Here is an 11,883-nt window from a genome sequence, read left to right on the forward strand (position 1 = left end):
CGTGACAGCAACGATCTCCACGACTTCGGTCACCCCCACTCGGCGGCGGCGACGGTCGGCTCGACTGTCGCCGCTGCTGGTGGCGTTCGTCCTGGTGCCGTTCGCGGTCGAGAGCATCTGGGTGTTCTGGCCGGCGCTCCAGGGCTTCTGGTTCTCCCTCACCCGCTGGGACGGCATGTCCGCGCCCAGCTTCGTCGGGGTGGACAACTACGTCGAGTTGGCCAGCGACGCCACCTTCCGGGGTGCGCTGGTCAACACCGTGATCTGGCTGGTGCTCTTCGGTGGCCTCTCCGTGCTGGGCGGCTTCGGCATGGCGCTGGTCCTGCAGAAGGAGCGGCGGGGAGTCGGCTTCTACCGGGCCGCGCTGTTCACCCCGGTGGTCTTCTCGCTGGTGGTGACGGCGCTGGTCTGGCGGGTCTTCTACCAGCCCGACGGCATCGCCGACACGGTGCTGCGGGCCGTCGGCCTGGAGCACCTGATCCGGCCCTGGCTCGCCGACCCGCAGACCGCGCTGTACGCGGTGATCCTGCCCGCGCTGTGGCGGCAGATCGGCTACGTGATGGTGCTGTTCCTGGCCGGGCTGAAGGCCATCGACCCGGCGCTGCACGAGGCGGCCCGGATGGACGGCGCCAACTCCTGGCAGCGCCTGCGGCACGTCACGATTCCCCAGCTCAAGGGGGTCAACGCCGTCGTGCTGTCGGTCATCGTGATCGACTCGCTGCGGTCGTTCGACATCGTCTGGTCGCTGACCAAGGGCGGGCCGTACCACTCGTCGGAGCTGCTCAGCACCTACATGTATTCGACCGCGTTCCAGAGTCTGCGGCTGGGCTACGCCTCCGCGATCGCCGTGGTGATCTTCGTGCTCGCGCTGGCCGTCATCCTCGGTTACCTGGTCCGCGCGTTCCGGGAGGAAGCGTGATGAACAAGCTCCGCACCGGGGCCTTCCACACCGGCATGATCCTGCTCTCGCTGCTGTGGCTGGGCCCGGTGATCTGGGTCGTGGTGATGTCCACCCGATCGTTCGACGACATCGCCGCGCACGGCGTGGGCAGCCTGCCCCGGTCGTTCACGCTCGACACCTACCAGCAGGCCTGGACCGACGGCGGTGAGCTGCGCGCCCTGATCAACAGCATGCTGGTCACCATTCCGTCGGTGGCGTTGAGCCTGGGGCTGGCCGCGATGGCCGCGTTCGCGCTGAGTCGCTTCCGGATCCCCGGCCGGCGGACCATCCTGCTGCTGATGCTCGCCGGCAACCTCCTGCCGCCGCAGATCCTGCTCATCCCGGTGGCGAAGTTCAGCGAGCTCACCGGCCTGTACGACACGCTCTGGGCGCTGATCGCCGTGCAGGTCGGCTTCGGGCTCGGCTTCTACACCTTCGTCCTGCACGGCTTCATGCGGGACCTGCCGGGCGAGATCCAGGAGGCGGCGACGATCGACGGTGCCGGCACGGCGCAGATCTTCACCCGGGTGATGTTGCCGCTGACCCGGCCCGCGCTGGCCGCCCTCGGCGCGCTCTCCTTCACCTGGATCTTCAACGACCTGCTCTGGGCGATCACCGTGCTGCGCACCGACGACAACATGCCGGTCACCCCGGCACTGCTCGCCCTCCAGGGCCAGTTCGTCTCGTCCTGGAACGTCATCGCCGCCGGCACGGTCATCGCGGCCGTCCCGACCGTCGCGGTCTTCCTCCGCTTCCAGCGGCACTTCGTCTCCGGCCTGGCGCTCGGAGCGGTCAAGTGACCGCCGCGTCCGGGCAGCGCTGGACGCTGCGCGGCGCGCACACCGAGTACACGGTGACCGTGCCGGCGCACGGCCGTTGGCTGGAACTGGTCGCGTGGGGTCCGCACGGCGTCTCGGAGGGGCCGTCGCCGGTCGCCTACGACGGCCCGGTCCCGTTCCTCACCGCCGGGGACGCCGCCCCCATCGAGTACGCCACCGACGCCGACCGCCCGTTCACGGGCGCCGACCTGGTGGTGGAAACCCCTGCCGGGGAGCGCCGGGTCGGTTTCGTGCACACCGACGTGCGGGCCGCCGCCGACGGGCGGGAGTTGGCGGTCGACTTCGCCGACCCGGTGACCGGGCTGCGCGCCACCGTGCACTACCGGGTGCCCGCCGGCACCGACGTGGTGCAGCGCTGGGTCGAGCTGACCAACGCCGGCACCGGGCCGCTGCGGGTGGTCCGGGCCGGGTCGGCCGGGTTCTGCGTACCGACGCCGCACGGCGCGCTGCTCAGCCACCAGTGGGGGCAGTGGGCGCAGGAGTTCCAGCTCTCCCATGTCGAGTTGGGCCACGGCACGTTCACCGTCGGCAGCTCCCAGGGCGTACCCGGGCATCTGCACGTGCCCTGGCTGGCCGTGCGGGACACCGCCGAGCCGGCTGGTCCGGCGTGGGCGGTGGCGTTGGCCTGGACCGGCTCGTGGGAGATCAGCGCCGAGCGGGACACCGGCGGCCTGACCCGGGTACGGGCCGGCCGTCACCTCGTCGACGGTCCGCTGGACCTGGCCCCCGGTGAGCGGCTGACGTTGCCGGTGGCCACCGGGGCATACAGCCCGGACGGCCTGGACGGGCTGGCCCGGGTCTGGCACACCCACCAGCGGCTGCTCGCCGCCGAGCGGCTCACCCCGCGCCCGGTGCTCTACAACTCCTGGGAGGCCACCTACTTCGCGGTCGAGGCGCAGAGTCAGTTGGCGCTGGCCAGAATCGCCGCCGAGCTGGGCGTGGAGACGTTCGTCGTGGACGACGGCTGGTTCGTCGGCCGCAACGACGACACCGCCGGGCTGGGCGACTGGACGCCCGACCCGGCGAAGTTCCCGGCCGGGTTCGACGCGTTCATCGCCGACGTCCGCGCGCTCGGGCTGAACTTCGGGCTCTGGGTCGAACCGGAGTGCGTCAACCCGAAGTCCGCGCTCTACGCCGAGCACCCGGAGTGGGTCTACGCCGTCGACGGCCGGCCGCTCACCCCGGTACGCAACCAGTACCTGCTCGACCTGGGCCGTCCGGAGGTCGCCGAGTTCGTTTACTCCACAGTGGACGATCTGCTGCGCCGGTACGACATCGACTACCTGAAGTGGGACTTCAACCGCCCGCGTACCGAGCCGGGACGGCCGGGCGGGGTCGGCCCGCTCGACCTGGACGGCGCGCACGTCGCCAACCTGCACCGGATCTACGAGCGGCTGCGCCGGGACCACCCCGGCGTGCTGATCGAGGCGTGCGCCGGCGGTGGCGCGCGGACCGACCTGGCGATGGCCGCCCGCGCCGACGTGTTCTGGCCCAGCGACAACACCGGCCCACTGGACCGGCTGGCCATCCAGTACGGCTTCCTGCACGCCAACGCCCCGCACCTGCTCAGCTCCTGGGTCACCGACGCGCCCGGCCTGTTCGACCCGCGTCCCCGCTCGCTGGCGTTCCGGTTCGTCCTGGCGATGGCCGGTGTGCTCGGCATCGGCGCGGACATCCGGGCCTGGACCCCGGCCGAGCGGGCCGAGGCCGCCGGCTGGATCGCCCGGTACAAGGAGATCCGGGACGTCGTCACGTACGGCGAGGTGCACCTGATCGGCGGCCCCGACCAGGCGCGCTGCGCGGTGCAGTACACGGCGCCGGACGAGAGCCGGGTGGTCGTGCTGGCCTGGCACACCGGCCGGCTCGACGGCACCGGCCTGCTCCCGTCCCGCCCGGTGCGGCTGCCGCTGCGCGGGCTCGACCCCGCAGCGCGCTACCGGCACGGCGACCGGCACTACTCCGGCAGCCACCTCGGTGCCGTCGGTCTACCGGTGCGGTGGAGCCCGACCCACGACGCCGACCTCATCGTGCTGACCCGCGACTGAGGTCGGAGCACCACCACCCCACCCCCGAGGGACAGGAGTACCACCATGCGCCTGATCCGACCGCTGACCGTCGCCCTGGCCGTGCTCGGCCTGGGCGTCGTCGGCCCGCTGCCGGCCAACGCCGGCCCACCGCAGGCACCCCCGCCGCCCGCCGGCCACGGACCGGGCGGGCCGGGTAGACCCGGTCACGCCCCGGCCGCGACCGGCACCGAAGACCAGGGCGCGCCGACGTTTCACAACAGCGGGCTCGCCCCCACGCCCTACCAGGGCTGGAACACCTACTTCGGCCTCGGTGGCGACCCCACCGAGGCCGAAGTACGGTCGGTCACCGACCACATGGTCAACAGTGGCCTCCGCGACGCCGGCTACACCTACGTCTGGATCGACGGCAACTGGGCCGCGCCCACCCCGCGTAACGAAGCCGGTCAGCTCGTCGCCGACCCGGCCCGGTTCCCCGGTGGGATGGCCGCGCTCGCCGCGTACATCCACAGCAAGGGCATGAAGGCCGGCATCTACACCGACGCCGGCCCGTACCTGCCGGGGCAGTGCGGGCTCGGCAGCAACGGCCACTACGCCGCCGACGTCGCCCAGTTCGCCGGCTGGGGCTTCGACGCCCTCAAGGCCGACTGGCTCTGCGGCCGGGCCGCCGGCCTGGACCCGGAGGCCACCTTCCGTGAACTGGCCGAGGCGGTACGCCAGTCGCCCCGGCCGATGCTGCTCAACATCTGCAACCCGGTCAGCTCCGACTGGGGTGGCGGGCCGTACACCCCGGAGCAGCTCTCCACCTGGAGCTACACGTACGCGCCCACCGTCGCCGACTCCTGGCGGACGTACACCGACGTGGGTCTGACCGACCCGACACCGCAGTGGGCGTTCCCGTGGGTCCTGCGCAACATGGACGTCAACGCGTACCACCCGGCGGCCACCGGGCCGGGGCACTACAACGACCCGGACTACCTGCTGCCGATGCGTCCGCTGCCCGGCGGCGGGTACGAGCTGAGCCTGGAGGAATCCAAGACGCAGCTCGGCATGTGGGCCATCATGGCCGCGCCGCTGGTGATCGGCTCCGACCCGCGTGGCCTGCCGAACGAGATGATCTCGGCGTTGACCAACCCGGAGATCATCGCGGTGGACCAGGACCCGCTGGTCCGGCAGGGGATCAAGGTCGCCGACACCGGCACCGACGCGCAGGTCTGGAGCAAGGTGCTGACCGGCGCCGGCCGGCGGGCGGTCGCGCTGCTCAACCGGCACGACACCGCGCAGCAGATCACGGTGACCTTCGCCGACGTCGCGCTCGGCGGCTCGGTCCGCGTTCGTGACCTGTGGACGCGTGCCGACGTCGACGCCGTACCCGGCACCGCTGGTGTCCAGCCGTTCACCGGCTCGTACACCGTCGAGGTCCCGGCGCACGGCGTGGCCATGCTGGGTCTGACCGGCACCGACCAGGTCGCCGGCGCCAACCTCGGCGGCACCGCCAGCGCCAGCCCCGCGCTGGTCCGGGTGGACGACACGCACGCCACCGCCTTCGTCCGCAACGCGCGCGGCGCGTTGGCGATGAACACCCGCTCCGGTACGACGTGGGGGACCGGTTGGACCTCGCTCGGCGGCCCGGTCGGCGGCCGGATCCTCGGCCAGCCGGCGGCGTACGGCTCGGCGGACGGCCGGATCGACGTCTTCGTGCGGGGTACCGACAACGCGGCCTGGCAGCGCAGTTACGTCGCCGGGAAGTGGGGGCCGTGGCGCAGCCTCGGTGGCACGCTGACCGACGGGCCGACCGTGGCGTGGACCAGCCCGACGCAGTGGACGCTTGTCGTCCGCGGTGCCGACGGCAAGCTCTGGTCGCGGACCCCGAGCACCGGCTGGACCGGCATCGGCGCTCCCGACGACCGGCCCATCTACGGCCGGCCGAGTGCGGTCGTCGACGACGCGGGTGTGCTGCACGTGGCCGTTCGCAGCCGGACCGACGAGGTGTGGTGGCGCAGCCGCACCGGCACCACCTGGTCGGCCTGGACCAACCTGGGCGGCACCACCAGCGGCAGCCCGACCCTGCTCGCCACGTCCGGCCGGGTCTACCTGTTCGCGTTGGCCGCCGACAACCGGCTCTGGCAGCGCAACCTGGCCGATGGCGCCTGGGGCGGCTGGTTCCGCCGTGGTGAGTTCGCCACCGACGCCTTCCGGGGCGCCCCGGGGGCGGCGGCCGGCGCCAACGGCAGCGCCTGGCTGGCGGTACGCGGCGTGGACGACCGGGTGCACCAGATCGTCCTCTGATCCAGAGGGTGGCGGGCCGTCGTCCGGCGGCCCGCCACCGCACCATCCAGGGTGGAGCTGGCTTCGCGCGTGGGTCGGCTCAGGCGGGGACGAGTTCCCGGCATCGGTGCAGTGCGGCCAGGGCGAGCGGCGCGTCGCGGCCCGCGATGCCGGCTTCCAGTTCGGCCACCGCTTCCGCGGCCCGCGCCGGCTCACCCGCCGCGTCGGCGGCTTCGGCCAGCACCAGCACCGCGTCGGCGGCCCACGCCAGGATGCCCTTGCCGCGCACCAGTGACAGCGCCTCCGTAGCGTGCCGCACCGCCTCGTCCGGTCGCTCGGCGAGGGTCAGCCGGGCCAGCGCCGAGAGCGCCTGCACCAGCGGCCAGATCGCGCCGACCCGCCGGGCGTCGGCCACCACCTCCCGCAGCGCCCGTTCGGCCGTCTCCACCTCGTCGGCGTCGACGGCGGTACGGGCCCGCACCGTCGCCAGTTCGACCCGCGCGTCGAGCAGGGTGACCGGCATCCGTTCCGAGGTGGCGACCAGCCGGGTGAGCCGCTCGGCGAGCCCGTCGAGCCGTCCGGCAGCCCGGTCCATCGACAACTCGGTGACCTCCACCAGGGTCGTCAGCCGCTCGTAGCCGGTCTCGTCGACCAACCCCCGGCCCGCCGCCAGAAGCGCCTCGGCCTGCTCCGGGTGCCCGGCGTGCAACGCGCCCTGCGCCCAGTTCAGGCAGGCCCGAGCATGCTCTCGGGGCCGGTCGGCCAACTCGGCGGACGCGCGCAACTCCGTGATGATCGTCCAGGCTCCCGGGTCACCCAGCTCCAGCAGCAGGGAGGCGCGGGCGATGCGGACCGCGAGGTGCGCCGCCGGGTCCCCGCTGGCCGTCGCGGCGCTCTCCGCCTCCGCGCAGCGGGCCAGGTGGTCGTCGACGTGCCGGCCGACTACGGTGTCCGGGGCCGCCAGCACCGCCAGGGCCGGGGCCTTGCGGCGTGGGGCGCGCAGGTACGGCACGGCACGCTCGATTTCGGCGTACCCGCGCAGTGCCTCGCCCTGCTGACGCAGCATCCGCCCGAGCACGAGTCCCAGCTCGCCCCGGGCGCCGGGTGGCAGCCGCCGGTCGGCGAGCAGTCGTTCCAGCACGGGGATCGCCTCCGCCTGGCTGAGCCCGTCGATGGCCGACCGGCCCAACTTGGCGGCGAGCCGGACGCGTACCGGTCGGGGAAGCTCGGCGACGTCCATCGTCTGGAGCAGGAAGCTGGCGGCGGTCGCGTCGTCGCCCCGCTCGGTGGCCAGGTCGGCGGCGGCCTCGGCGTTGCGGACGAAGTCGGCTCCGCTGCCGGCCCGGCGATAGTGGTGCGCGAGTTGCGCGACAGGCTTCGGCAGCTCCTGCTCCAGCACCCGCGCGACACGCAGGTGCAGCCACTCGCGGCTCTCCCGGGGCACCAGGTCGTACACCACCTGCCGGGCCAGGTCGTGGCGGAACCGCAGGCCGTCCCCGGCGTCGTGCAACAGGCCCGCCCGGTGGGCCGCGCCCAACGCCGCGCCGACCGCCACTCTGTCCAGGTTGAGCACCGAGGAGAGGATCCGCTGGTCCGGTGCCAACCCCAACACGGCGGCGGCACCGAGCACCTCTCGGGTGGCCTCGTCGAGCGGACGCAGCCGCCAGAGCAGCACGTCCCGCAGGACGAACGGGACGCTGTCGTCCGCCAACGGGTCGCCGCCCCGCTCGGCGAGCGTACGCAGCACCTCCTCGACCACGAACGGGATGCCGGCGGTGCGATCGAGCAGGGTGGCGGTCAGTTGCTGCGGCGGATCGTCGAGCCGCAGGGTCCGGGCGGCCAGCCGGCGTACGTCGTCGGCGTCCAGCGGGCTGAGCGTGACACGGGTGACGGTCCATGGTGGAGTTCGCGCCAGCGCGTCGTGGATCGGCGTACTGCCTCCCGGTGCCGGCGTGCGGGCGGTGAGCACCACCGCCAGCCCGTCCACCGGGTGGGTGCTGAGGTAGCCGAGGAACTCGCAGGTCGCCGGGTCGGCCCAGTGCAGGTCCTCAAGGAGCAGCGTCGCGGGGGCCAATGCGGCCAGCACTGCGGCGACGGCCCGGAGCAGGCGGTGCCGCTCGGCCGCCGGGTCGGTCAACGGGGGCGGCGCGTCGGGCAGCGCGTCGGCCAGTTCGGGCAGCAGCGGTGCGAGGGCGCCAGCCACCGGGCTGAGCGCGCCGAGTCGGTCGGCGCTGCCCCGGATCGCGTCCAGCAGCACGCCGAGCGGGAAGGGCTCCGGCACGTCGTCGCACTCGCCGACCAGGTGGCGCCCGGGGAGGTCGGCGAGCAACTCGGAGACGAGTCGGCTCTTACCGATCCCGGGCTCGCCCTCCAGCAGGATCAGGCATGGCGGGGCTTCGACGAGCCGGCGAAGCTGGGCCAGCTCTGCCGCTCGTCCGACGAACTCGACCGGTCCGCGCAGACGTTCGGGGCGGACGGGAGATGGGCCCCCGCCGCCCCGCGTCTTGTCCTCGCCGCCGTCGATCACCGTGGGGCCGAGCAGATCACCCCCGCGGTTCCCGCCGGCCATCCGGCGGACCGGTGGTGACCTGGGTCACACACTGGTCCGCCGGGTGGGGGAGCGGTCAGGACTGGATGGTGACCGGCACGGTCTTCAGCGAACCGTCACCGTTGCGGAACTCCACCAGCCCGATGTAACGCAGCCCCGGGGCGAGGCCGGACCAGCGCAGGGTCAGGTTCGCCGTAGCGCCCGGCTGCACGCTGCGCTGCTTCGGGTCGATGGTGAACCGGCCCGTGGCGGTGCCCGCCGCGCCCGGCAGGTAACTGGTGATGGTGTACGCGTTGGCGCCCGTCGGCATGTTCTCGGTGAACTCCTGCTCGACGACCACGATGTAGTCCCCGGCACCGTCCGGCAGCGACACCTTGGCGCCGTCCCGGCCGCTGGCGGTGGCCGTGACGAACTTCCCGGCCTTGTCGTAGACGTTGAGGCTGAACTCCGTGCACTCCATCACCCCCTCCTCGTCATCCCAGTCGATGTGCGAGCAGGTGGGCCGCTCCGAGGTCACCTGGATGAGCGGGCTGCGGGTGCCGGCCGGTACGTGCAGCGTGGTCCGGCTGATCGACGCGGGCAGCGGCACCGGCAGGTTGTTCGACGAACTCCAGTCCCAGCTCGGCCCGTCACCGTGCAGGGTGACAACGGTGCGGGTGCCCGAGGTCAGGCCGGAGAGTTGGGAGATCAGCTTGCCCTTGTAGCCGGCCTCGGCGGCGATCCGGACGCTGCCGGAGGTGCCCGCGCCGGTGATGGTGTCGGGGGCGACCAGCCCGGAGTTGTGCACGACCACGGGGCTGCGCACCTCGTGCTTGAACTGGTCGCGCCAGGTCAGCGAACCGTCGGCCCAGGCGTCGAACGGGGCGTCGGTGTTGGTGACCTCCACGGTGAAGCTGGCGGTCCGGCCGGGCTTGATCTGCATCTTGGCCGGGGTGACCTTGACCTTGTAGCCCGGCGGGGCCTGCACCGACGACGTGTAGGTGCTGGTCTTGTCGCTGACGTTGGTGACGGTACGGGTGACCTTCTGCTTGCCCACCATCCGACCCAGCGCGATCGACGGGTAGTTGAGCTGGGCCGTGTCGATCGCGCCGATCGTGTCGCAGCCGGGCAGGTCGGCGAGCCCGTATTCGCCGCCACGGTCGGCGGACACCCCGCACAGGTACTGGATCCAGTCCTCCTGGTTGGAGTCGTAGACCAGGCCCGGGTCGAAGGCGCTGCCGGGCTCGACCTGGCCGGCGCCGTAGTTGAGCGGGGTGGCGTCGTACGTGCCGATCTTGATTGGGTTGCCCTTGTCGGTCCGGTCCACCGCGCTGGTCATCAGCGCCGAGCGGACCGCCGACGGCGACCAATTGGGGTGCTTGGCCAGCAGCAGGGCGGCGATACCGGCGATGTGCGGCGCCGCCATCGAGGTGCCCGACTCCAGGGCGAACTTGTTCCCGCCGATGGACGGGGAGAACGCCGCAACGATGTCCTGACCGGGCGCGCTGATGTCCGGCTTGAGCAGCTCACCGGCGTTCAGGTTCGACGGGCCCGCCGAGGAGAACGCGGCGACCGAGGGCGCCTCGACAATCTCCAGCTTGCTCGGCGAGATGGTGGCCTTGGCGTTGCCCTTCGCGACGTACGCGGTGACGGTGGCGAGGTCGACCTCGTTGATGTGCACGGTCGGCACCGTCTGCACGTCGGCGTTGAGGGAGTTCAGCTCGTCGTTGTACAGCACCATGCCGACGCCGCCGGCCCGTGCCACCTCGATGCTCTTGTCGGTACGCGGGACCTCGCCGCGCAGGCAGAGCACGATCGCGCCCTTGACCTTGGCCGGGTCCAACGTGTCGTCGGCGCAGAAGCTGGCACCGTAGGCACCGTCCGGGTCGAGCGGGCTGTCCTTGGCGAAGACGAGTCGGGCCGGCCCGACACCTGTCGCGCCCATCCCCACACCGGCGATGGTGGTGCCGTTGCCGAGGGTGAGCTTCCGGGTGTTCTGCCGGTCGGTGGTGCTCGCGGCCACGGTGGTCAGCCACGGCGTCGAGTTGTCGACCGTGTTGGCGAACGGCCCCGAGTTACCGGCGGCGGCAGCGACGAAGACCCCGGCGGCGGCGGCGTTGAAGAACGTCGCGTCGATCGCCCCGAACCGCTCGGTGTCGTCACCGATCGAATAGTTGATCACGTCGACGCCGTCGGCGACCGCGTCGTCGATGGCGTGCACGATGTCGACGTCGGTACCCGTCGCCCCGCCCGCGCCGTTGTCGTACAACGCCTTGTAGATCGCCAGCCGCGCGGCCGGCGCCATGCCGGAGATCATGCCCAGGTCCTGAGTGCCCGACGTCGCCCGTACGCCGTGGTTGCCCGCCGCGGTGCTGGCCGTGTGGGTGCCGTGGCCGTTGCGGTCGCGGGGCGAGGAGTAGTCGTCCGGGAACGCGTCGGCGATCCCGCTGTCGTTGTACCAGCGGGCTCCGATCACTTTGTTGTTGCAGGTGACCGGCGCCTCGATGCCGACGTCGCAGGTGCCCTTCCACTTGGCGTCGATGACCGCCTGGTCGGGGCGGGGGCTGGGCAGCGGTGCGAAGCTCGCGCTCTCCGGCCAGTAGCCACTGTCGATGATCCCGACGATGACGCCCTCGCCCGCGCGGGAGTCACCTCCGAACTCGTTCTTCCACACCCCGCCCTTGCCGGTCAGGCCCAGGTAGTCGGGGGTGTGCGAGGTGGTCGCGTGCACCTTCTGGCTCTCGTACACCGCCCGCACGCCACGGGTGGCGCGGAGCCGGGCGGCCTGCGGCCCGGTCAGGTCGGCGGCGAAGCCGTTGAACGCGGTCTCCATGGTGACGCGGGTGCGATCGGCCGGAACGCCGACGCGGTCCAGCACCGACCTGCGCTGCTGGCGCAGGTGATCCCGGTACGCGTTGGCGTTGCCCGACGTGCGGTTCAGCTTGGCGCCGCCGCTCGGCTTGGTCGCCGCGATCCCGGGAACACCGCCGGTGTAGGTGGCCAGCGGCTCCTCATCAAGCTGGACGAGGTAGCGGGCGGTCGGTCCGCTGCTGGCCGGCGCGGCGGTGGCGCTGGCTGGCAGGCTGGTCAGGCCGGCCGCGGTCAGCGCCACGGCGGCCAGCATGCTGGCCCCGCGCCTGGCCCGTCCGGTCCGATGTGCGTTCGGTTGTGGCACGTCGTTGCCTCCACGTTCGGTGCCGGCCGCCACGACTGATGACGGTGGCCGAAACCTAGGAGCGGTACCGATCAACGAGAAGCACTCGTAACCTGGCTGTCATCTCGGAA

At 72.4% G+C, this 11,883-nt stretch carries 6 protein-coding genes; 4 read left to right on the forward strand and 2 right to left on the reverse strand.

Translation table 11 applies throughout. The features are described 5' to 3' along the window. Position 1: 1 nt before the first annotated feature. The 4 genes from ABZ780_RS06860 to ABZ780_RS06875 are packed head-to-tail and all read left to right on the forward strand — an operon-like array spanning position 2 to position 6,092. A complete protein-coding gene (locus ABZ780_RS06860) occupies positions 2 to 919 on the forward strand; it encodes a sugar ABC transporter permease (RefSeq protein WP_357484830.1) in 918 nt (305 codons plus the stop codon). Beyond that, positions 919 to 1,740: a carbohydrate ABC transporter permease gene (locus tag ABZ780_RS06865; protein WP_357004452.1), complete on the forward strand. Its 822-nt coding sequence runs from the start codon at positions 919 to 921 to the stop codon at positions 1,738 to 1,740. The genes ABZ780_RS06860 and ABZ780_RS06865 overlap by 1 nt, the downstream gene beginning before the upstream one ends. Next, on the forward strand, positions 1,737 to 3,824 hold the full coding sequence (locus tag ABZ780_RS06870) for an alpha-galactosidase (protein WP_357484833.1): 2,088 nt from the start codon (positions 1,737 to 1,739) through the stop codon (positions 3,822 to 3,824). The genes ABZ780_RS06865 and ABZ780_RS06870 overlap by 4 nt, the downstream gene beginning before the upstream one ends. A gap of 45 nt (positions 3,825 to 3,869) precedes the next feature. Next, positions 3,870 to 6,092 carry a glycoside hydrolase family 27 protein gene (locus ABZ780_RS06875; protein WP_357484836.1) on the forward strand — a complete coding sequence of 741 codons (2,223 nt, stop codon included), beginning with the start codon at positions 3,870 to 3,872 and terminating at the stop codon, positions 6,090 to 6,092. A 79-nt stretch (positions 6,093 to 6,171) separates the two neighbouring features. Here ABZ780_RS06875 and ABZ780_RS06880 read toward each other — a convergent pair whose 3' ends face one another. Beyond that, complete coding sequence (locus ABZ780_RS06880) at positions 6,172 to 8,640, reverse strand: AAA family ATPase (protein ID WP_357484839.1); 2,469 nt, start codon at positions 8,638 to 8,640, stop codon at positions 6,172 to 6,174. A 55-nt stretch (positions 8,641 to 8,695) separates the two neighbouring features. Next, entirely contained in the window at positions 8,696 to 11,710 is a 3,015-nt protein-coding gene (locus tag ABZ780_RS06885; RefSeq protein ID WP_357484842.1) for a S8 family serine peptidase, read from the reverse strand. Positions 11,711 to 11,883 lie beyond the last annotated feature (173 nt).

It is taken from the genome of Micromonospora sp. NPDC047467 (assembly GCF_040643095.1).
Lineage (GTDB): Bacteria > Actinomycetota > Actinomycetes > Mycobacteriales > Micromonosporaceae > Micromonospora.

Excerpts from the sequence above, each read along its gene's own strand:
- ABZ780_RS06865 (WP_357004452.1), top strand. The coding sequence starts at position 919 with ATGAACAAGCTCCGCACCGGGGCCTTCCACACCGGCATGATCCTGCTC.
- ABZ780_RS06875 (WP_357484836.1), top strand. The coding sequence starts at position 3,870 with ATGCGCCTGATCCGACCGCTGACCGTCGCCCTGGCCGTGCTCGGCCTG.
- ABZ780_RS06880 (WP_357484839.1), bottom strand. The coding sequence starts at position 8,640 with ATGGCCGGCGGGAACCGCGGGGGTGATCTGCTCGGCCCCACGGTGATC.